This is a genomic window from Rossellomorea sp. FS2, from assembly GCF_047915635.1.
In the GTDB taxonomy this organism is placed as follows: Bacteria; Bacillota; Bacilli; order Bacillales; family Bacillaceae_B; genus Rossellomorea; species Rossellomorea marisflavi_A.
The window spans coordinates 84,451-106,922 of the sequence record NZ_JBLRVS010000005.1 but is presented as its reverse complement, the minus strand read 5'-3'; the positions used below and the strand labels follow the sequence as shown (position 1 = coordinate 106,922).

The 22,472-nt window shown below is 47.4% G+C and carries 20 protein-coding genes; 5 read left to right on the top strand and 15 right to left on the bottom strand.

What is annotated here, in order from left to right:
* Positions 1–49: 49 nt before the first annotated feature.
* The 4 genes from ACNA6I_RS16940 to ACNA6I_RS16925 all read right to left on the bottom strand — a co-directional run bounded on the left by ACNA6I_RS16940 (position 50) and on the right by ACNA6I_RS16925 (position 4,432).
* On the bottom strand, positions 50–721 hold the full coding sequence (locus ACNA6I_RS16940) for a ComF family protein (protein ID WP_416313811.1): 672 nt from the start codon (positions 719–721) through the stop codon (positions 50–52).
* Positions 711–2,027 carry a DEAD/DEAH box helicase gene (locus tag ACNA6I_RS16935; RefSeq protein ID WP_416313810.1) on the bottom strand — a complete coding sequence of 439 codons (1,317 nt, stop codon included), beginning with the start codon at positions 2,025–2,027 and terminating at the stop codon, positions 711–713. The genes ACNA6I_RS16940 and ACNA6I_RS16935 overlap by 11 nt, the downstream gene beginning before the upstream one ends.
* A 484-nt stretch (positions 2,028–2,511) precedes the next feature.
* Positions 2,512–3,363 carry a DegV family protein gene (locus ACNA6I_RS16930; RefSeq protein WP_416313809.1) on the bottom strand — a complete coding sequence of 284 codons (852 nt, stop codon included), beginning with the start codon at positions 3,361–3,363 and terminating at the stop codon, positions 2,512–2,514.
* Positions 3,364–3,514: 151 nt separating this feature from the next.
* Positions 3,515–4,432, bottom strand: coding sequence for a DMT family transporter (locus tag ACNA6I_RS16925; protein WP_048013189.1), 918 nt, complete (start codon positions 4,430–4,432; stop codon positions 3,515–3,517).
* Positions 4,433–4,614: 182 nt separating this feature from the next.
* On the opposite strand from ACNA6I_RS16925, the gene ACNA6I_RS16920 reads away from it, so the two are divergent.
* The gene (locus tag ACNA6I_RS16920) at positions 4,615–6,624 is read left to right on the top strand and encodes a bifunctional 2',3'-cyclic-nucleotide 2'-phosphodiesterase/3'-nucleotidase (protein ID WP_416313808.1); all 2,010 of its coding nucleotides are present in this window, start codon (positions 4,615–4,617) and stop codon (positions 6,622–6,624) included.
* Positions 6,625–6,985: 361 nt separating this feature from the next.
* Here the strand turns inward: ACNA6I_RS16920 and ACNA6I_RS16915 are convergent, their stop codons facing one another.
* Positions 6,986–7,144: a hypothetical protein gene (locus ACNA6I_RS16915; protein WP_416313807.1), complete on the bottom strand. Its 159-nt coding sequence runs from the start codon at positions 7,142–7,144 to the stop codon at positions 6,986–6,988.
* 138 nt (positions 7,145–7,282) lie between these two features.
* On the opposite strand from ACNA6I_RS16915, the gene murB reads away from it, so the two are divergent.
* Entirely contained in the window at positions 7,283–8,203 is a 921-nt protein-coding gene (gene murB / locus ACNA6I_RS16910; protein WP_063190611.1) for a UDP-N-acetylmuramate dehydrogenase, read from the top strand.
* 279 nt (positions 8,204–8,482) lie between these two features.
* Here murB and ACNA6I_RS16905 read toward each other — a convergent pair whose 3' ends face one another.
* The 10 genes from ACNA6I_RS16905 to ACNA6I_RS16860 form a co-directional block, all read right to left on the bottom strand.
* A complete protein-coding gene (locus ACNA6I_RS16905; RefSeq protein WP_063190610.1) occupies positions 8,483–8,950 on the bottom strand; it encodes a hypothetical protein in 468 nt (155 codons plus the stop codon).
* A 66-nt stretch (positions 8,951–9,016) separates the two neighbouring features.
* Positions 9,017–9,919: a helix-turn-helix transcriptional regulator gene (locus ACNA6I_RS16900; RefSeq protein ID WP_048013194.1), complete on the bottom strand. Its 903-nt coding sequence runs from the start codon at positions 9,917–9,919 to the stop codon at positions 9,017–9,019.
* Positions 9,920–9,957: 38 nt separating this feature from the next.
* Positions 9,958–10,851 carry a helix-turn-helix domain-containing protein gene (locus ACNA6I_RS16895; RefSeq protein ID WP_048013195.1) on the bottom strand — a complete coding sequence of 298 codons (894 nt, stop codon included), beginning with the start codon at positions 10,849–10,851 and terminating at the stop codon, positions 9,958–9,960.
* Between the two features lie 39 nt (positions 10,852–10,890).
* Entirely contained in the window at positions 10,891–11,790 is a 900-nt protein-coding gene (locus tag ACNA6I_RS16890; protein WP_048013196.1) for a helix-turn-helix transcriptional regulator, read from the bottom strand.
* 19 nt (positions 11,791–11,809) lie between these two features.
* Positions 11,810–12,727, bottom strand: a complete 918-nt coding sequence (locus ACNA6I_RS16885) for a helix-turn-helix domain-containing protein (protein WP_048016125.1) — start codon at positions 12,725–12,727, stop codon at positions 11,810–11,812.
* Positions 12,728–12,742: 15 nt separating this feature from the next.
* Positions 12,743–13,630: a helix-turn-helix domain-containing protein gene (locus ACNA6I_RS16880; RefSeq protein ID WP_048016124.1), complete on the bottom strand. Its 888-nt coding sequence runs from the start codon at positions 13,628–13,630 to the stop codon at positions 12,743–12,745.
* A gap of 45 nt (positions 13,631–13,675) precedes the next feature.
* Entirely contained in the window at positions 13,676–14,578 is a 903-nt protein-coding gene (locus ACNA6I_RS16875) for a helix-turn-helix domain-containing protein (RefSeq protein WP_416313806.1), read from the bottom strand.
* An 866-nt stretch (positions 14,579–15,444) separates the two neighbouring features.
* Positions 15,445–15,831 carry a VOC family protein gene (locus tag ACNA6I_RS16870; protein WP_416313805.1) on the bottom strand — a complete coding sequence of 129 codons (387 nt, stop codon included), beginning with the start codon at positions 15,829–15,831 and terminating at the stop codon, positions 15,445–15,447.
* A gap of 52 nt (positions 15,832–15,883) precedes the next feature.
* On the bottom strand, positions 15,884–16,810 hold the full coding sequence (locus ACNA6I_RS16865; RefSeq protein WP_370294289.1) for a manganese-dependent inorganic pyrophosphatase: 927 nt from the start codon (positions 16,808–16,810) through the stop codon (positions 15,884–15,886).
* Between the two features lie 182 nt (positions 16,811–16,992).
* Complete coding sequence (locus tag ACNA6I_RS16860; protein WP_414131132.1) at positions 16,993–18,996, bottom strand: penicillin-binding transpeptidase domain-containing protein; 2,004 nt, start codon at positions 18,994–18,996, stop codon at positions 16,993–16,995.
* Between the two features lie 235 nt (positions 18,997–19,231).
* On the opposite strand from ACNA6I_RS16860, the gene ACNA6I_RS16855 reads away from it, so the two are divergent.
* The 3 genes from ACNA6I_RS16855 to ACNA6I_RS16845 all read left to right on the top strand — a co-directional run bounded on the left by ACNA6I_RS16855 (position 19,232) and on the right by ACNA6I_RS16845 (position 22,470).
* A complete protein-coding gene (locus tag ACNA6I_RS16855) occupies positions 19,232–20,197 on the top strand; it encodes a rhodanese-related sulfurtransferase (RefSeq protein ID WP_048006543.1) in 966 nt (321 codons plus the stop codon).
* Positions 20,198–20,631: 434 nt separating this feature from the next.
* Complete coding sequence (locus ACNA6I_RS16850) at positions 20,632–21,027, top strand: hypothetical protein (RefSeq protein WP_416313804.1); 396 nt, start codon at positions 20,632–20,634, stop codon at positions 21,025–21,027.
* Positions 21,028–21,351: 324 nt separating this feature from the next.
* The gene (locus ACNA6I_RS16845) at positions 21,352–22,470 is read left to right on the top strand and encodes an NADH-dependent flavin oxidoreductase (RefSeq protein ID WP_416313803.1); all 1,119 of its coding nucleotides are present in this window, start codon (positions 21,352–21,354) and stop codon (positions 22,468–22,470) included.
* Positions 22,471–22,472 lie beyond the last annotated feature (2 nt).

The following is a 22,472-nucleotide window of genomic DNA, read 5'->3' as shown; positions in this document are numbered from 1 at the left end:
TCCGTGTTTGGCAGGTTCCCTTCTTTTATCGGCAGGTAAGGGGAAGGATTTAACCCCTGGCGATCGTGAACGATGAGACTTCCCTTGCACCTGCTTTCTTGAGGAGAATCGCCGCCTGTCTCACGGTGGTACCCGTCGTATAGATATCATCGATGAGAAGGATATTCTTGCCTGAGAGATCCGTCTCGGGGAGCCGGAATACCTGCCCACCTGTCATCCGCTCTCGTCTCGTCTTCTTCGATTGCTTTTCGGTGTGGACCCTCGTGAGGAGCTCATGGCACGGGAGGCCAGCTTCGGTCAGGACGGCCTTCGACTGATTAAATCCGCGTTCGTATAATCGCTCGGGGCTGAGGGGGATGGGGACAAAAAGATCGGCTTTCGGTATAGCCGTTTGCATGAAAGACGCCAGTGCCTTAGCGAGAACGTAATCTCCTCTATATTTGTAGCGTGCGAGGACCTCTTTCATGAACTCATTGTATTGGAAAAGGGAGACATTCCGCTCCAGCACCCCGTTCCATTCAGGGTTCCCGTTCCACTCCAGGCAGTCACGGCAGAGGTCACCCTCCGCTCCAGTTCGCGAACAGCCCGGGCAGCCGCCCTCGATCCGCACTAATCCCCTGTCACATTCGTCGCACATAAGTCTGGTGTCGCTTTGAAATAAAGACCCCCAACTCATTTTTTCATCAAGGTCTCCTCCGCAGTACAGGCAGTCACGTGGCATCGATGAGCCCCCTCTTCCCGGCCTCCCTGTTCATATCATGGATATGGGCACGGGCTTTGATCATCTCGCCGGTCTTGCCGTGGTGAAAGTACACGATATCACCGCCCGGGTGATCGGAACTCCTACCCACCCGGCCCGAGATCTGGACAAGGGCACTCTCGGTGAAGATGGTTTCCTCTGCCCCGAGGACCGCCACATCAATGCCAGGAATGGTGACTCCCCGTTCCAGGATTGTCGTGGTAAGGAGGATCGGCATCTCGAACTTACGCATCCTCATGACTTTCTCTTTCCGTTCCGGATCCTCGGCATGGACGGACTCGATCAGGGGGTGAATGGCTTTGAACAGGGAGAGCGCTTTGTTCATGATGGCTACGCTGGGGAAAAAGATGAGGGCTGGGGTTGAGGTATGCAATCTTTGTAGCATCCACTTCTTCAGTGGCGGGGGGATCTTGCCTTTTTCCAACGATTTCTGCCAGTTTCCGCACCAGGCAAATCGCGGGGATGGAATGGGGTGACGATGAAAGCGGGCCGGGATCCGGAAATGGTTCCGCCGTCCCGATCGGCACTCCCGCTGCGTTGCAGCATCGGGCGTCGCCGTAAGATGGATCATGGAGGAGGACGGTTTTCTTGCTTTCTCCACGGCATACTGAAGGGATGGATCGAAGGAATAGGGAAACGCATCGACCTCGTCGACGATCATGACATCGAATGCCTCCTTGAACCGAAACAGCTGATGCGTGGTGGTCAGCACGATTTGCCCGTATGACTGGCGTTCCTCGGAACCACCGTACAGGGTGATCAGATCCGTCTCAGGAAACACCTTCTTCAAACGCGGGGAAAGCTCCAGGATCACATCGGTTCTAGGAGTTGCAAGGCAGACGCGCTTACCGCCCCTGATAGCCTCATGGATCCCCTCGAACAGCACCTCCGTCTTCCCGGCACCGCACACGGCCCATATCAGCAGGTCCCGATCCTCTTTCACCGCCGTAACGAGCTCGGTGGATGCTTCCTGTTGCGCAGGCGACAGCGTCCCTTCCCAGGTAAAGAAGACATCCTCTTCCGTACGGGGAGGCAGACCATTCCAAGACAGGAGGGGCGTGCACTCGGACACCCTCCCCATCATCAGACAGTTCCTGCAATAGCGGCATGACTTCCCGCAGCGGGCGCATTCAAACTCACCAAAACTTCCGCGCGAACCGTTCCCGCAGCGCTGACAAATGCCAGCCTGCACACCGGGACCGTATGATACGTATCCATGACGATAATGCTCATGAACGAGCGCCCCATCGAACAGGATCTCATCCATCAACAAAGCCCTGCCGCAAAGAAGCAGTTGTAAATCTTGAGAATAAGAGAAGGATTCATTAAAAGGAGGAGAAGGGATTGCTGGAAAATCTGAAATACGTAAAGCCTTGGAGTCAGGGTGACCAAATGGGGGAATCGGGGTGATAAAACCATCTTGATCTGTAAAAAGCATGGCTTCATTCCTTTCTATAGGGGATGTAAGAGTAATTCTCCACAGGGTGTGCGAACTCCTTTATTTTCATGGAGGGGCTGTGCCAGACCTCTTCCTCCCCAAATAGTGAAGTGCAGCGGAGGGCGGCCGACTCCGACCGGAAAAGTGTGCAGGGTGAGAACCCGCAGGCACAAGGAGGCTGACCGCACGCCCCTCGGAAAGCGGACACCCGGAGCGAAACGAAACGATCCTCATCCCAATAGATTCAAACTCCGGACCACTCATCCAAACAAAAAAGGCCTGGACCCAAGTCCAAACCTTCCTCACCCTGCAATTATTCCGTCATCTTACGCGCCCATCCCATACCCATGGACCCTTCTCCAAGATGCGTCCCGATCACCGGGCCGAAATAACTCACACCAAACTCCACATTCGGGAACTGCTCCTCAAGCTGTGCCTTCCACTCCAAGGCCTCTTCCTCACGATTGGCATGGATGATCGACGCTTGATAACGTCCACCGTCGGAAACAGCTTCACCCAACAGGTTTTCGACGCGCTTCAATGCTTTCTTCCGCGTACGGATCTTCTCGAACGGGACGATGACCTTGTCCACAAAATGAAGTAGAGGCTTCACCTGCAGCAGGCTCCCGATGATCGCCTGGGCGTTCGACAGTCGTCCTCCACGTTGAAGATGGGCGAGGTTGTCCACCATGAAGTAAGCCCTCACCGTTTCCTTCATTTCATCAAGAAGGCTGACGATTTCTTTGGCATCCCGGCCTTCACGGCTCAGCTTCGCCCCTTCAAGAACATAGAAACCCTGGACCATACAGCTGATCTCGGAATCATACGGGTACACCTCGATGCCGCTTACCATTTCCCCTGCCTGCACAGCTCCTTGGTAGGTGCCGCTGATGCCGCTTGAGAGATGGATAGAGATGACGGCGTCGTAATCGTGTGAGAGCTTCTCGAAAAGCTCCACGAACTGGCCGACTGGCGGTTGTGAAGTGGTTGGCAGTCGATCCGAGCTCCGTACTTCTTCAAAGAACTGACTTGCGGTGATATCAACTTCTTCCTGATAGGTTTCCCCTCCGATGATGACGCTCAAAGGGATCATATATATGTCCAGCTGATCACGCAATTCTTTCGGGATGTAGGCTGTACTATCCGTTACAATTGCCGTTTTCATAGAATTATTACCATCCTTATATGTTATTTTCATCGCTATCTGTAATAGCTTATCTTATGTATCCCTCTCATTTTATATGAAAAGGAATCGATTTGCACCCGTTAAAAGGCTATGAATGTCTAAACGGCTGTTTAGACAAAGGACGTGATCATTACGATCTTCCCACCGTTCCATCAAACGTTTGTTTAACCTTGATCGCCCTCTTTTTCCGTGATGAAAGGTACACACCCGTGAAGATGATGAGGAGCCCGATGATCAGGTTCGGAGTGATTTCCTCCTGTAGAAGGACGAATCCCCATACCATGGCGCTTGCCGGGATGAGGTACGTCACAGTGGACGCGAGCTCAGGGCTTCCCTTCGTGACAATATAGAAAAACAGCAGGGCCGCTATACCCGAACCCAGGCATCCGAGACCGATGACGCCTGCCAGTACCTCAAGGCTGAACAGTCCTTCATACGAGTTCGGTCCGCCCGTGGCGGCAAGCCCGATGAAGCTGAAGACACTTCCAATCAGCAGCTGGAAGGTGGAGATGACGACGACGCTTGTTCCACCGAGGTACTTTTTCGTGAAATGGGACGAGAACGCATAGCACATTGTGGCGGCAAGCATCGTTCCCACCCCAACAAAGTCCGATGAGAAGAGACCGGTGATCTGAAAGTCCATCAGCACCAAGATCCCGAAGAACCCGATGGCGATGCCCAGCCACTGCGAGCCGGTCAGGATGACGGAAAACAATAAAAATCCGATCACCCCTGTCCAGATCGGCGTCGTCGCATTCAGGATCGACGCCGTGTTGCTGTTGATCTGGGTTTCACTGAGAGCGATGAGCGTCCACGGTAAGGCTGCGTTCCCGATGCCCACGACGAGGAGTTTCTTCAAAGGAAGCTTGGTCTTCCCTGATTTCTTTCTGTGCATGAAGTAGATTGGAAGCAGAATCAGAGCTCCTGCAAAGCAACGGATGAATACGGTCCCCCATATACCTGCAGGCTCCACGAGCCATTTAATGAACACAAACGACATCCCCCAGATGAGGCTGAGCCCCACGAGGGCACTATACAATCGGACCACTCCGGTCCCTCCTCCCTTTTACCTTCTATCATCCTATCCTATGCGCCAGGAAATGGATAGACCCCACTGTAAAATCCCGGTTTCCGGTTTACACAAATGATACTTTTCCACCATTTCAACTTTACAGCTTTATGCTAGGATGGAATTGCTTTCATATCATGACAACATTAGGAGAGATGAACATGCAGTATACGAAACTGAAGTGGATCACCGGTACCTCCCTTGCCCTCACCCTCCTCGCCCCGAATGTACATAGCGCCAAGGCTGCAGAAACGGATCTCGTCAACCTCCGCATCCTTGAGACGACGGATATCCATGTGAATCTGGCCAACTACGACTACTATCAGGACGCGGAAACGGACAAGTACGGACTTGTCAAAACCGCAAGCCTCATCAAACAGGCCCGCACCGAAGCAAAAAACAGCCTCCTTTTCGATAACGGGGACTTGATCCAAGGAAATCCACTCGGCGATTATGTCGCGAAAATCGACCCGCTGCAGCCTGGGGAAACCCATCCTGTATACAAAGCCATGAACCTGCTTGATTATGATGCCGGGAATATCGGAAACCACGAATTCAACTATGGACTCGATTTCCTGAAAACGTCCCTTTCAGGCTCCAACTTCCCGTACGTGAATGCGAACGTGTACGTGGATGACGGAACCGGGGAAAAGAATTACTTCAAGCCTTATGAAATCCTCGACCGCGAAGTCGTCGATGAAGACGGTGAAACCCACTCAATCAAAGTAGGCGTCATCGGGTTCGTCCCTCCTCAAATCATGCAGTGGGACAAAGCCAATCTTGAAGGGAAAGTCGTCACAAAGGATATCGTAGAGACCGCCGAGCATTTCATTCCAAAGATGAAGGCTGATGGAGCCGACATCATCGTCGCCATCCCCCACTCCGGAATCGGGACGGTAACGAGCGAAGGCATGGAGGAAAACGCGACCTATGATCTCTCAAAAGTGGACGGCATCGATGCGATCCTCTTCGGCCATTCCCACGGGACCTTCCCTTCTGCCGCTTATGATGGGATTGAAGGCGTCGATACGGCGAACGGGACCATCAACGGAACCCCTGCCGTCATGCCGGGCTACTGGGGCAGCCACCTCGGCCTCGTCGATCTTCAGCTGCAGCACGCAGACGGAAAATGGACCGTATTGAACGGGAAATCATCCACCAGGGGCATCGCCGATAAAGACGGAGTACCTCTTGTCGCACGAGATGAAGAAGTGTACAAAGCGATTGAGGACGATCATCAGCACACCATCGACTGGGTGCGCAGCGCCGTTGGCGAAACGACGGCTCCTATCACATCGTACTTCTCACAGGTGAAAGATGATCCATCGATCCAGATCGTGACCAATGCCCAGAAATGGTACGTGGAGAAATATATCCAAGGTACGGAATACGAAAACATCCCGGTCCTTTCAGCGGGAGCACCGTTCAAAGCAGGTACCCGAGGGGACCCGACATACTACACCGATATCCCTCAGGGTGAACTGGCCATCAAGAATGTAGCCGACCTTTATCTCTATCCGAACACCCTGCAGGCCGTCCTCATCAAAGGCTCTGACGTAAAAGAATGGCTCGAAATGTCTGCCGGTCAGTTCAACCAGATCGATCCGAAAAAACGCGGAGAACAATCCCTGATCAATCAGGAGTTCCGCTCCTACAACTACGATGTCATCGATGGCGTCACGTACGAAATTGATGTCACCAAGCCGGCAAAATATGATGCTGACGGGAATGTCATCAATCCGAAATCACAGCGGATCAAGAACCTGAAGTTCAACGGCAAAAAAATCAATCCTAAGCAGTCCTTCCTGGTTGCAACCAACAACTACCGTGCAAGCGGGGGCGGTCACTTCCCGGGCATCGATGGCACCAACATCGCCATCCAGGCACCGGATGAAAACCGCAACGTCGTCATCGACTACATCATGGAGCAAGGTAGCATCAACCCGGAAGCGGACGGGAACTGGTCCTTCTCTCCAATCAAAGGTCCGGCCACCGTCACCTTTGAATCATCACCAAAAGCAAAAGAGTACATCAAAGATTCTCGCACATTCAAATACATCGAAACCAAGGAAGATGGCTTCGCTAAGTACACCATCAAGCTTAAGAATTCAGGCAAAGACGAACAACCAAAAGGGTTCATCGCGAACCTCATTTCTTCCATCTTTAAATAAAACTGTGAAAAGGCGCCCAGCGTTTGGGTGCCATTTTTGCATTCAATTTTAATGAGTATGTCTTGTAGAAAAGTCCGTTCCTTTTCGCTGCAGACGCCTGCTTTCCTGCGGGAATGGCGGCAAGCCTCCTCGTGCCTGCGGGGTCTTGCCACCATTCTTTTCCGCTGGAGTCAGACGTCTTCCGCTTCAATCCACTCTTTGGTTGAAGATTGGAATTAAAGTAACCTTAGTTTGGTAGGTCTATTGTGAGGAATAGGGGATGGTCGACCTTGTCCTTCTTATTTGATATGGGAGAAAGATAAGTTCACCTCAAAATCTTCCCTCTGTATCCAAAATGGGCTTGATGCAGAATGGTATTCCTTTATCTCTCCACCACAAAGTATAGTGCACTGAAGGGTGAGACCCTGGAAGCGCAGCTGAAGCGGCTCACCGTCCACCCCGCAGGAAAGCGGCCGACCGCAGCGAAACAGAACGGACTCTTCTCCTCTTCACCCCTAATCAAAAGTAACAGCAGACCCAAAAGAATCCCTCCAAACAACGACGCTCACCCCTAATTCACCCAACTGTCAAACGAAACCATTTAACTTTCATGGGTTTTCGTCATATAATGGTGTGGTAACTTCATTCACGGATAAAATATTCTATAGGACTGATAGAGATGTACAATAAAGAAATCGTTTACCAAGAACTTTCAAACGTAATGAAAAAAGAAAACATCAAACGCGACGAACCGCTTCGCGATCACCTCTACACGCGACTTGGCGGCAACGCCGACTTCTTCCTCACGCCGACCACCTATGAAGAAGTCCAGGAAATTGTGAAACTCGCAAACAAGAGCGACGTACCCTTCACCCTTCTCGGGAATGGATCCAACCTTATCGTCAAAGACGGTGGGATCCGTGGAATCGTCCTTCATTTGAAAAATTTCTCCGACATCAGCGCTACCGATCAGCAGATTGTTGCCCAGAGTGGAGCTGCCATCATCGATGTGTCTAGACGTGCCCTTGATGAAACCCTGTCCGGGCTCGAATTCGCTTGCGGCATCCCTGGAACCGTCGGCGGTGCCCTCTTCATGAATGCCGGAGCGTACGGCGGTGAAATCAAGGACGTGCTGGACTACTGCTATGTAGTCGACCGTGAAGGCAACCTTGTGAAAAGGACAGCCAAGGACCTTGAGCTGGATTATCGCCACAGCAATATTTCCGAAAAAGGGGATATCGTCCTTGAAGCGACATTCAGCCTGAAGCCGGGAGACCATAAGGATATTAAGGCCGTCATGGACGACCTCACATTCAAGCGTGAGTCGAAGCAGCCCCTTGAGTATCCTTCTTGCGGAAGTGTCTTCAAACGTCCTCCAGGCTATTTCGCCGGGAAGCTGATTCAGGACAGCGATCTTCAGGGCACGAACTTCGGAGGAGCAGAAGTATCCACGAAGCATGCCGGTTTTATCGTCAACAAAGATAACGCATCTGCTTCCGATTACATCGCCCTCATCGAACACGTCCAAAAGACGGTCAAAGAAAAATTCGATGTAGAGCTTGAGCGTGAAGTACGGATCATCGGGGAAGATCCCCAATAACACAAATAAGGCGCCGGGGAGTTGATCCCCGGCGCCTTATTTATATCCCATAGATGACCCCTTAACGTCCGCTATTTCTTCGCTACTTTCGCCACTGACTTCTGTTTGTTGTCGTCTTTCATGCTCGCGGCCAGAGAAGCCTTGGAATCACGATCATATGCTTCACGAGCCTTCATATACAACAAGGACACGGGGATGCCTCCTTCTCTTTGGGATTATATGGTCTCAGTTTAACACACACACCTTCGCTAAAACCATTAAAATGGAAATTTCCCTTTATCATTTAAAGTGATAATTCCACAGGACCTTCCATTTGCCTTTATAAATGGCCACATAGCAGGGCTGACTGACGATCAGCTCACCGAACTGGCTATCGTAAGACATATCCACTTGCGCTTTCCTCACATCTTTGAATACAATTCCCTCATCGTCAAAAGCAAAGCGCTCCACCTTTTCGAGCTTACCGATTTCCACATCGAATTCCTCCACACCCATATGCCCCATGAATACATGGTTCTTGGTCTGGATGTAATTCGATTTGGAGAACTTTTTCTTCATTTCAGGATGAAACAACTCCCACGCATTGCCGAAATCGCCCGTCGACTCAAACTCATAAAAGTCCCGGATCACCTCCTCCGGTGAACCCGAAGCATCCCCCCTGCCAAACAGCATGAACGCCACGACCGAGAGGAACAGCACGGCCACGACCACGACAGCCACCAGAGGGAAAGGGCTCCTCCTTCTCATCGGTCACCACTCCCTGCTTATCCTTACATAAATATGAGGGACGCGCTTGGTGTATGTAGAAAGATTTTAAATGTCCTTCTTCTTCAGTTTGGCTGCATAATCAGCACGTTTAGATTGAAGAAAATCAAGATAAGGACAATCTGGATTCAGTTCAAATAATTGAATACTATAGTCCAAGTACTCCAATGCCTTCTCGTAATTATGTAAAAGCTCATGGTTATATCCAATATGGTAGTGCAGCTCTGCCATTAGATAGAGATCTTCACATTCGATGCACCAGTCGATGCCTTGAAGAGCGTAGGAGATGGACTCCTGATAATTTTTCAAGCGGGTGTTCACACGGGCAATATTGTAAAGTAGGCGGCTCTTTATAGACTTTACTTTCAATACACGATCAGTTGTAGCGATGATCTGTTGAACAAGCTGATATTTCTCCATGGCCCGGTCGTACTGTTCTCCATTAAATTCAAATGCCCCCAGGGTCAGGAACATTTCAAGTTCGTTTTCCGTATATGCGCGTTTCTTTCGATCTACTAAATCCATCGCTTTCTCCAATAATGATATGGCCCCGTCATGATCCCCTTTCACCTCGTATATATACACACTCTTATGCCAGTAAAGAAATTGCATGGCCCTGTTATCATTAATGAACAACGGATTTTGTTCCTCAACCTCAACGATTTCCATCATTTCCTCATGCTGACGATTGATTCGAAGTCTTCTTAGCTGAGTTACCACTTCACGTACATAATCTAACCTGGGAGTAGAACCAATTTGAAAGAAGTAATTAACATCCACTCCCAGCTTCCTGGATATTTGGTATAGGACCGTGGCGTTGGGATCCAATTCGCCTTTTTCAATCAGACTGACCAATGCCTGTGTGCAGATCCCGTCTGCCAGTTCGCCTTGAGTTAAATTCATTTCTTTTCTCAGTTCACTGATTTTCTTTCCGATTTCAGCTAGTTTCATTATATCCACCCCTGTTGAAATAAAATGGGTCGGTACTCTTACTTTTCAAGCATATGTAGGTAATTTAATCTTTTGTCTCGAACGAAATTACCCCCAGGGTTTTCTGGATATAATTCAAACAATTGAATACTTTGATCTAAAAACTCCAGTGCTTTTCCATAGTTATTCATAAGCTCGTAGTTGTAAGCCATCTGATAATGCAAGACTGGCATAAGATAGAGCTGATCATACTCTAAGCACCAATCGATCCCTTTGGTTGCGAGTGATATTGAATGGTTAAGGTTTCCCAAACGTGTATGCGCTCTCGCTGAATGATAATAAAGACGACTATATATAGACTTGTCTGCAGGAATTCTTTTCGATCCTTCCAGAGCTTCTTCCACTTCATTAAAATGTTTTATTGCTTCTTGTAAGTTCTCCTCTCTGTATTCAAACACACCCAATGTCAGAATCATTTCCATTTCAAGCTCAGTATAGGCTCTTTTACTATTCTTAGTGAGATGAAAGGCTGATTGGATATGTGAAACAGCCTGTGGGTGGTCTTTTTCTACCTCAAAGGCGTAAATACTCTTATGCCAAAGGAGCAACTGCATTTTATTCGGATCACGGTAAAATAGCGGATTCTTTTCTTCTGTTTTTATATATTCCATCATTTCTTCATATTTATAAACTACTCGAAGTGCCCTAAGCTGCTTTTCGACCTCATTGACGTAGTCTAGTCTTGGAGTCGAACCAATTTCAAAAAAATAGTTAATATCTACTCCCAGCTTCCTTGCAATCTGACTAAGAGTTGAAGCATTCGGTTCCAATTCGCCTTTTTCAATCAAGCTGATTGAAGCTTGTGTGCAAACCCCCTCCGCAAGCTCCATTTGGGTGAAATTCTTTTCGCTTCGAAGTTCACTGATTTTCTTCCCGATTTCCTCCATCTTCATACATCCACCCCAACCCACACATAAATTTGAAACTTCATCTTATTGTTTATTTATAGCGTTCAAATAACCTATCCGTTTTTCCGTAAGGAATCCATTATTGACTGGATGATCGGGTGTCAAGGCATATAGAAGGATGCAGTAGTCCAGATATTCCAAGGCATTTTCATAGTCATCCGAGAGTTCGTAGTTGTATCCGATTTGATAATAAAGTCCCGCCAAGAGATAAAGTTCCTCACACTCGATGCACCAATCGATTCCTTCGTTTAATAGCGCAGTGGACTCTTCCAAGTTACCCAACCTGGTATGGGCTCTCGCAAGATTATAATATAATCTCGTTTTAATCGACTTATCGTTGAGTACTCTATTGGTACCGTCCAGGATTTTTTGAATCTTGCCATACTCTTCGATTACGGCTTCGTAGTTACCGAGGGAAAACTCATAAATGCCAATGGTTAGCATCATTTCAATTTCGAGCTCAGTGGTTGCCCTTTTTTTGTTTGGGAATAGCGCAAACGCTTCTTCTAATATGGATACAGCCTGTTGATGATCATTCTTCACTTCAGAATAATAAATGCTCTTATGCCAATATAAAAACTGGAGATTTTTAGGATCATTATAAAATAACGGATTTTTTTCCTCTATAGAAACAATGTTCATCATCTCTTCAAACTCATTTAAAATCCGTAGCTTCCTCACTTGTTTCTCTACTTCGGTAATATAATCCAGCCTTGGAGTCGAACCGATATGAAAGAAGTAGTTCACATCCACTCCGAGCTTTTTTGAGATTTGGTATAAGCTCGTCGCATTCGGGTCCAGTTCCCCTTTTTCGATCAGACTGATTGAGGCTTGTGTACATATTCCCTCTGCCAGTTCACCTTGAGTCAGGTTCATTTCGTTTCGAAGCTCACTTATCTTTTTTCCGATTTCGACGAGTTTCATTGAATCCACCTCCGTCCACTTAGTTGTTCTCATCCTTATATTTTGGCAAGTCCAAAACCTCTAAATAGGTGGATCTTTTGTCAGATAAGAACGTTGTGTAGTTATGACCTGGGGACAATTCAAATAAAGATATACTATAATCAAGAAACTCTAGTGCTTTTTCATATTCCCCCATCAGCTCATAATTGTAGCCAATCTGATAGTGAAGGGCTGGCAAAAGGTGAAGTTCCTCACTTTCAATGCACCAATTGATCCCTTCGTGAAGGAGAGCTTGCGATTCTTCTATGTTTCCCAATCTGGTATGAGCTCTTGATGAATTATAATATAGTCTTGTCTTTATAGTTTTATCTGCAGGTTCTCTATTTGTTTCATCCAATATGGCTTGGACCCTTTTGTATTGATCTATGACTTCTTGATAATGCCCTAATGTAAATTGATAGGTCCCAAGAGCCATCATCATCTCCATTTCTAGTTCAGTAATAGCTCTTTTTTTATTCGGCAATAATTCAAACGCTTTTTCAATAACAGACACAGCTTGTTGGTGATCCTTTTTCACTTCGAATAAAAAGATACTTTTGTGCCAATACAAAAATTGAAGTTTTGCGGGATTATTATAAAATAATGGATTTTTTTCCTCGATAGAAACTATCTCCATCATCTCTCTGTATTTATGTTTTATACGCAGTTTTCTGAGCTGCTTTTCCACCTCGTTGATGTAATCCAACCTCGGAGTAGAACCTATATGAAAGAAGTAGTTCACATCGACTCCAAGCTTCTTCGCAATCTGGTAAAGGATCGTAGCATTCGGGTCAAGTTCTCCTTTTTCAATCATACTAATTGAGGCTTGTGTACAGATCCCCTCTGCCAGTTCACCTTGGGTGAGATTCATTTCATTCCGAAGTTCACTAATCTTTTTTCCAATTTCGGAAAGTTTCATGCTCAGCACCTACCTTTATGATTGAGCTACCCTTACTGCTTCTATCTTTTTATCAATAAAGTCAACGAAGCGGGTATTCTTTTGGATCTGGAAGTAGTCTCTTCCCTTCTGAAAATATAAAAGCGCCGAATCGTAATTACCTTTCAACTCAAAGTTGTATCCAATTTGATAGTTTAATTGAGCAATTCCATATAATCGTTCTTCACTAATGGTCCATTTCAGCCCTTCCTTGCAATACTTGATTGATTCATCATAGTCACCAAGACGCGTAATGATTCTAGCAGTATGGTAGTAAAGCCTTGTTTTAATAGACTTATCCTGCAAATAAGGATTTTGATCTACTGCTTCCTGAGCCTTCCCATAAGCAGCTAACGCCTCATCATATCTTTCCAGAAGGGCTAACATATTGCCCAGTGTAATTTGAAGGCGCATTTCCCTCTCAGTCATGGCCCTCTTAGTATCCTCCGTCAGTTTGATAGCATCCAACACCATACCCACTGCTTTTTCTTTATTTCTTTCCACTTCACTCACATAGATAGCTTTATTCCAAACCAATAGCTGTTTATTTTCCTTGTTGTTCACAAACAGCGGATTTTGTTCTTCCTTCTCAATCAGCTTGATCATGTCCTCATACTGTAAATTGAAGCGGTAGGTGTGAAATAGACGCTCAACATTTTTGATATAGTCATGTCTTTCGGTAGAACCTATTTCAAAGAAATAATTCACATCCACCCCAAGTCTTTGAGAGATTCGATAAAGAACCGTGGCGCTGGGATAGATGTCTCCCTTTTCGATTCGACTGATCAAAGCCTGGGTACAGATTCCTTCTGCAAGTTCTCCTTGAGTGATGCCGATTGCTTTCCTGAGTTCTTTTATCTTCTTTCCAATTACTGAGTAATCCATGAAATTCCACCTCTATCTATCGTTTTCTGTTTCCAACCTCACCACCTACGTTTTTCCTTCTGCGTGTACTGAGCTCTTTGTCTCTTCAATCTTATGATCTATGAATTCGACAAGCTTCTCATTCTTTTGAATTTGAAAGTAATTTCTCCCTTTTTGAAAATAGGAAAGCGCTTCTTCGGGTTTCCCTTGAAGCTCCAGGTTGTAACCAATTTGATAATTCAATTGTGCAATTCCAAATAACCGTTCTTGGCTTATGGTCCATTTTAATCCTTCCCTGCAATAGTTGAGAGATTCTTCGTATTCTCCAAGTCTTGTAAGAATTCTGGCCGTATGATAATAAATTCTCGTTTTAATCGACTTATCTTGAAGGAAAGTATCCTGACCGATGGAATCTCGCACCCGGTTATACGTCTCCAAAGCTTCTTTGTCTTTCTCCTGGGAAGATAAAATATGGCCCACCGATAGTTGAATCCGCATCTCCCTCTCCGACATCGCCCTCTTCGGGTCAGCCGTCAGGTGGTAGGCATCCAGCAATACGCTGATGGCCCGGTCTTTGTCGTTTTCGACTTCTGCTATGTAGATGGCCTTATTCCATTCGAGCAGCTGCTTGTTTTCTTTGTGATTGATGAAAATCGGATTTTTTTCTTCTTTTCGCACGAGCTCGATCAATTCGTCATACTGCAGTTTAAATCGGTAATTGTTCAATAATCGCTCCACGTTTTTTATGTAGTCAAAGCGCTCGGTGGATCCGATTTCGAAGAAGTAGTTCACATCTACCCCGAGCTTTTGCGAAATGCGGTAGAGCACCGTGGCGCTGGGATAGATATCCCCTTTCTCCATGCGACTGACCAGTGCCTGCGTACAGATTCCATCAGCGAGTTCCCCTTGGGTGATGCCGATGGCTTTTCTCAATTCCCTTATTTTCTTTCCTATGATTGAATAGTCCATTCTAATCCACCCCTGCTGTAGATATGTTCGTTTCGAATATGGGTTTGCACGATGAGTAAATATTAATATTCTTATAGATTCTGAGATTTCCGCAATGCCCTATCATATTGACCTCCTACACCGGTCAAGGTAGGACGAGAGCAGAATTACATGTACTTTTGGAATATGGTTTAATGAATTCAACGACAAATTACAATACCTTTGGACGGCGCTCTTGCTTAGGGAGCGTCCTTTTTTTATGCAAAAGAAAAATATTAATATCCTTATAACTTCTGAGAAATTCGCGCTTTGATTATGAAATATTGAAGGTCCTGCCCTGCCGTGTGTCGAGAGTGGGAATCCACTGAATTTCCGGATATGGTTTAATGAATTCAACGACAAATTACAATACCTTTGGACGACGCTCTTGCTTAGGGGGCGTCCTTTTTTTATGTAAGAAAAATATTAATATCCTTATAACTTCTAAGAAATGCACGCTTTCATTATGAAATACTGAAGGTCCCGACCTTCCGTGTGTCGAGAGGCAGAATTCACTGATTTTCCGAATGTGGTTTAATGGATTCAACGACAAGTTACAATACCTTTGGACGACGCTCTTGCTTAGGGGGCGTCCTTTTTTTTGGGCCCATAAATATTAATATCCTTATATTCTTTTAGGAATAAAGGCTTTTATTTCGCAAAATACGTTTTATCCCGAAGGCATTCCTTCACAGCAGGATTCCATCCATTTTTGATCTATGGTTAAATAGACCCAACGACAAATTTCAATACCTGTGGATGACGCTCTTGATCAGAGCGTCTTTTTTTTATTCTTTTATACGTACGAAGCAGCCGGTGGTTTCAGGCCAATTGGTGAGCGTCTTTACTCAGATTTCATACAGTTCCAACGGGAGACCATCGGGGTCCGAAAAAAAGGTGAAGCGTCTGGAGGTGTAAGGATCGGTGCGTATATCCTCGACTTCGATGCCGTAGTGGCGTAGTTCGTTCACTGCGTCTTTTATATTCATCACTTCAAAGGCGAGGTGCCTGAGTCCCCTGGCTTCCGGATAGCTGGGTCGCTCCGGGGCATCCGGGAAGGAAAAGAGTTCGATGATGTAGGCACCGTTCAGGGCAAGGTCGAGCTTATACGAGTCACGGTCTTCCCGGTATACTTCCCTGATGATCGTGAAACCAAGGAGATTGGTGTAGAAGGCCTTGGAGGCTTCGTAGTCTGAACAGATGATGGCAATATGATGAACAGCCTGTAGTTGCATATGTCTCCTCCATGTAAAAAAGGAGCAGCATGTTTCAGCTGCTCCTTGATGATTATTTGATGGTTTCGGTCAGGACCGGTACGATTTGTTTTTTACGTGAAACGACGCCTTTAAGAAGCGCACGGTTGTTCTCAAGCTTCACGTTGAAGGCTTTCTCTACTTCTCCTGCCTTGCTTCCAAGTGCAAGGGCCGTCGAGTCGTTCTCAAGGATGTCAGTGACAACAAGAAGGAATAGATCCAGGCCTTTTTGTTTGATGAGGGTTTCGATGGCTGCCTCCACTTCTGCTTGGCGGCCGAAGACATCGTTCAGGTCGACGACATTGATCTGAGCGACTTCAACCTTTGCTGTACCCATGGAGAACTCCTTGGCATCAAGCGTTACAAGCTCGGCAACCGTCTTCGTGCTCATATTGGCTCCTGCTTTCAGCATTTCAAGACCGTATACCTGTGCGTCAACACCGGCGATTTCAGCCAGTTCATTCGCTGCAGCCACGTCTTCATCCGTGCAGGTCGGCGATTTGAACAGGAGTGAATCTGAGATGATGGCAGACAGCATGAGGCCCGCCATTTCCTTCGTCACTTCCACGCCTTTCTCTTTGTACATCTTATTCAGGATCGTCGCCGTGCAACCAACCGGCTCGGCGCGGTAATACAACGGGTCAGCCGTTTCAAAGTTGGCGATACGGTGATGATCGATGACTTCGAGGACGCGTACGTCTTCAATGTCTACGGCACTTTGCTGGCGTTCGTTGTGATCAACCAGGATGACCGTGTCTGCTTCAGGCGCGACCTTTTCCACAAGGCGCGGGGCCTCCACTTTGAAGTGGTCGAGGGCGTATTGGGTTTCCCCGTTCACGTCGCCGAGGCGCACTGCTTCCACTTCTGCTCCAAGTTTGCTCTTGAGATCAGCATAGACAAGGGCGGATGTAATCGTATCGGTATCGGGATTCTTGTGTCCGAAAATAAGCGTTTTACTCATGATCATACTCCTTTTATGTAAGGTTTGGTGAATTCTCTTATTCATTTTCTTATATTACCATATTTGACGACAAAACCGAACGGAGATCCGACGAATTTTTCATGGAAAAATGGCACGTTATAGGGAATTGGGACCCTTCCTGATTCAAAAGAAGCCCGCCGGGAGCACCGGCAGGCCATCTCTTATTTCAAGCTGTCGTAGAACTTCTTCGTCACCTGGACGGTATGGGTGCTCCCCCCGTTGTCCTGGACATTTTCCAGGAGCATGGCAAGGACCATATCGGGATTGTTCTGGTCATAAGAGACGAACAGTCCATTTTCTCTTCCTTTTGATCCTTGTTCCGATTTGATTTCAGCTGTACCGGTTTTTCCGGCAATGGCTTTACCGGCAGAGTTCGCTTTTGTGGCGATTCCTTCTGATACGACCTTCCTCAAATCCGTTTGCAGCAGTTTTGCCTGTTCCGTTGTCACGACTTCTTTCTTCCACACCTTCGGCTCCTGGTCGAGAACGAGCTGAGGTTCCATCATGTTCCCGTCATTGATGATCCCTCCGTAAGCACTGGCAAGGTGGACGATATTCATGAGCACCTGCCCCTGCCCGAAAGCGGAATCCGCAAGCTGGACTTCTTTCTCGATCTTTCCGTCATTGGATACTTGGGAGTTATAGAGTGGATACTCAAACGGGATATCCTCTCCGAATCCAAAGTTCTCTTTCAGACCCTTCACGAAGGTGTCGGCACCCATATCAAGTCCGGCACGGGCAAAATAGATATTATCTGAGTATTTCAGGCCGCTTTCGAGATCCACCGAGCTGTCGTTATCAAATACGCGGACGACCTTGTAATTCCCCCATGACTCATCCTTCTTCCACGTCTTCCCTTTGATGTCATACGCCTTATCCGGATCAAGCTTGCCGGATTTCAACCCTACGGATGCGGTGATCCCTTTCATTGTGGATCCAGGTGAATAGGTGATCTGGAATCGATTCTCAAATGGCTTATCCGGATCTTCCGAAAGTTCTTTATAGCGGTCAGAAGATATTCCGAGAATCATTTCATTCGGGTCAAAGGACGGGGTGCTTACCAATGCAAGGGCTTCACCCGTCTTCGGATTCATGGCTGCCGCCGTGCCCGGTTCCTTCTTCATCTGGGCATAGATTTTCTTCTGCAGGTCTGCATCTATGGTAAGCTTGACGTTCTTTCCATTCTCCACTTCCTGCTCGGCGACCGTCACTTCATCGCCATTTTCCTTCGTGAGGAAAATGCGCTGGCCGTCTTTCCCCCGGAGTTTGTCTTCAAATACCTCTTCCGTTCCACTGACCCCGATGAGGGAATCGGCTGTGTATCCTTTATCCTTCACTTTCTCCAGCTTCTCTGCTGTAAGCTTTCCGATATAGCCCGTCAAGTGGGCCGTCGCTTCTCCGAACGGATACTCCCTTGCTTTCACACGCTTGGAGTAGAGTCCATCGAGATCGATGACCTCCAGGGCAAGGGGACGCTCGGAAAGGGGCAGCTTCTTGATCGGAACGAAATACTCCGGCTGCACCCAGCTTTGATCGAGTTCTTTTTTTATCGCCTCTTCCGACGTATCAAGGAGATCGGCGACCTTTTTCAAATTGCCTTCATCAAATTCACCAGGTACGATCCCGATCTGGAACGCTTCACCGTTCACGGCAAGGGGCTGATCATTACGGTCGTAGATTTCCCCGCGCTGAGCGGTGATCGTGTCGATCCCTACCTTATCCCCATCCTCAAGTTCAGGCAGGATAAAGGAAGGATCCCAGTTGACATACCAATCCTCTTTATCATCCCGCTCTTCTTTTGTAAGCTTCACGTTCTGATCGTACTTCACTTCACCGGCAGATGTGTTGAAGCTGATGGTGACGGGAAACTCAGCTTCCTTCTTTTTATCCCAGTCCGTATCATCCTTCGGTGCTTTAAACGTCACCTTCAGATCCGATACACCGGTGTCCTCATAAATTTTCTTATACCGGTCGACAAAATCCTTCTTTTTATACGAGTCCTTTGTCTCGGTACTCAAGTAGCTGCCGTACATGTCATCAAACGTCTGTTTATTCCACAATTTCACATAATCCTTCAGGCGATCATCGGGCTTCGATTGCTCCTGACACCCCGCCAGTACAAGTCCGAATACCAAAAGGAAACATAGTAAGAGTATCTTGCGCATGAAATCGTCATCCCCTAATGTAGATTTTTCCTCTATTTTCATTCTTTCAAAAAGACCGGTAACTTTCAATAAAAAGTCACCGATCTGTACCATTAAAATCCACCGCTTCCTAAGGATTCTCTTCAATGGATGATGCATTTTATAAAAAATTTGTTATAATAGACAATCGTAAGAGTAATAAGGAAGAAATCCTAAGATTATATCTTGCAAATATTAATCGACAGGTGGAATAAAAATGAACGACTATCGCGTTTTACTGTATTACAACTATGTAAATGTGGAAAATGCAGAGGAATATGCTCCTCAGCATAAAGCCAAGTGTGAAGAAATCGGACTGCTCGGACGCATCCTGATTTCTGAAGAAGGAATCAATGGAACATGCTCCGGAACAGTTGAACAGACTGACGCCTACATGGAGTATATGAGAAACGATCCGCGTTTCAAAGACACGGTTTTCAAGATTGAAGAAACAGATGGCCACGCGTTCAAGAAATTGAAGGTCAAATACCGTAAAGAACTGGTTACCCTTCGCCTTGAAGATGATGTAGATCCGAATAAACTTACTGGCCAGTATCTTGAGCCGAAAGAATTCTACGAACAAATCCAGCGTGAAGACACCATCGTCCTCGACGCACGGAATGATTATGAATATGACCTTGGACACTTCAGAGGCGCGATCCGCCCGGATATCCGCAACTTCCGCGACCTTCCGCAATGGATCCGCGACAACAAAGAAAAGTTCATGGATAAAAAGATCATCACCTATTGCACAGGCGGAATCCGCTGTGAGAAATTCTCCGGATGGCTCCTGAAAGAAGGATTCGAAGACGTTGCACAACTTCACGGAGGCATCGTGACGTACGGTCAGGATCCAGAAGTGCAGGGTGACCTATGGGACGGCCAGCTCTACGTATTCGATGAGCGTATCTCAGTACCGGTCAACCGCAAAGAGCACGTGGTCATTGCCCGTGACTTCTACGACGGAGAACCATGTGAACGCTACGTCAACTGCGCGTACCCGCCATGTAACCAAAAAATTATCTGCTCTGAAGAAAATGAGCACAAATATATGAGAAGCTGCTCTCACGAATGCCGCACACATCCTGAAAACCGTTATGTACAAGAATACGGTCTCACAGAAGAAGAAGTGGCAGAACGCCTCGCTGTAATCGAGCGTGAGAAAGAAACAGCTGCGATCTAAATAGAATCACAAACAAGCTGCCGGATGTCGGCAGCTTGTTTTTTTATTTTGCCAGTTTCGAGTTTCTTTAATAGATTTTTGAGGGATTAGGGGAAAATTCCAGTTCGCTTATTACTTTTAAGTTCATCTACTTTGGTAAACATTAGTACTGTTATTTTTAAGAGTGAACGGTTTGTATCTAGTCCGTTCCTTTTCGCTGCAGGCGCTTGCTTTCCTGCGGGGAGGGCGGCAAGCCTCCTCGTGCCTGCGGGGTCTCGTCACTCCTCCTTTTCCGCTGGAGTCAAGCGCCTTCCGCTTCAATCCACTCTTTTGTTTTAATAAAGGGTGATATATGAATTGATTTTCAATTGAGATCTTTAGAGCATCCAGAATAAATTGTCTTAAACAAATCAGTATAGAAAAATGTACTGTGGCCCCCTCTTGTTCTAATCACCATGGAAGATAGTATCATTTCCATGAACAATAGCAATTGCTCCTCCAAAATACACAGTGCAGTGCAGCGGAGGCCGACCGACTCCCGCGGGAATAGTGGGCAGGGTGAGACCCTGCAGGCGCAGCTGAAGCGGCTCACCGTCCACCCCGCAGGAAAGCGGACGGCCGCAGCGGAACGGAACGCCCTATCCCCTCTAAACCTAATACAAAGGTGGATTGTCAGACAGCGATCACTCATCCTCTTCCACACAGTGCAGTGCAGCGGAGGCCACCCGACTCCTATGGGAATAGCGGGCAGGGTGAGACCCTGCAGGCTTGCCGAAGCGGCTCACCGCACGCCCCATGGAAAGCGGGTGGCCGCAGCGAAACGGAACGCCCCTTTTCTCATCTATACCTAATGAAAAGGTGGGTTGTCAGACAGCGATCACTCATCCTCTCCCACACAGTGCAGTGCAGCGGAGGCCGGCCGACTCCCGCGGGAATAGTGGGCAGGTGAGACCCTGCAAGCGCAGCTGAAGCGGCTCACCGTCCACCCCGCAGGAAAGCGGGTGGCCGCAGCGGAACGGAACACCCCATCCCTCATCCATTACTAATCAAAAAGAGAACCAGCTTATCCTCCTCCAATACAAAACCTTCCAACCACTCACCCAAGCAGATTATTAGTCAAACACCCCGTCCATCCACTATGATTATTCCCGTACCAAACGAAGGAGGCAAACCACATGAACGAAAAATTCAAAGAACTGCTATCTCCATATACATTCAAAAACGGAATCGAACTCAAAAACCGCGTGATCATGGCGCCGATGACGAACTTCTCATCCGATGACAACGGCCACGTGACAGACGCAGAAGTCGACTATTACGCCCGCCGCTCACAAGGTGTCAGCATGGTCATCACGGCCTGCACCAATGTGACACCGAACGGAAAAGGGTTCCCAGGTGAATTCGCCGGTCATTCAGATGACATGATCCCAAGCCTTGAGCGTCTTGCTAAAGGCATCAAGGACCAAGGCGCCAAAGCCATCCTGCAAATCTTCCACGGCGGCGTTCAATGTCCACCGGAACTCGTGGATGGCGACGTCGTGAGTGCAAGTGACCTCACAGGCGAAAACGGCGAGAAAAAAGCCCGCGGTTTATCTCAAGGTGAAATCGAAGAAATCATCGAAGCATTCGGTGAAACAACACGCCGTGCCATTGAAGCCGGATACGACGGAGTCGAGATCCACGGTGCGAACGGATATCTTCTTCACCAGTTCTTCTCTCCGATGACAAATCAGCGTGAAGATCAATTTGGTGGAAGCCTTGAAAACCGCATGGCATTCCCACTTGCTGTTGTAGATAAAATCAAGAGTGTGGTGGATGAGCATGCCACTGCTCCATTCCTTGTCGGCTACCGCTTCTCACCTGAAGAGCCGGAAGAGAACGGCTTCACCATGGGTGAAACCTTGAAGCTTGTCGATGCCCTAGCGGATAAAGAACTTGATTATCTCCACGTATCACTCTTTGACTTCTTCTCTACACCGCGCAGCGGAGTGGATGATCTTGAGAAAACCCGGATCGACTACCTGCTTGAAACCATCGGTGACCGTGCGCCCCTTATCGGCGTAGGTTCCATCTATTCAGCAGAGGATGCGTATAAAGCATTCCAGACCGATGTACCGCTTTTAGCAATCGGCCGCGAGCTCATCATCGATCCTGACTGGGTTCAGAAGATCGAAGAAGGTCGCGAGAATGAAATCATCACGGAAATCGATAAAGAAAAACAAAAAGAACTCGTCATCCCGGATCCACTCTGGAATGCCGTCTTGAATACTCCAGGCTGGTTCCCTGGCGTTTAATA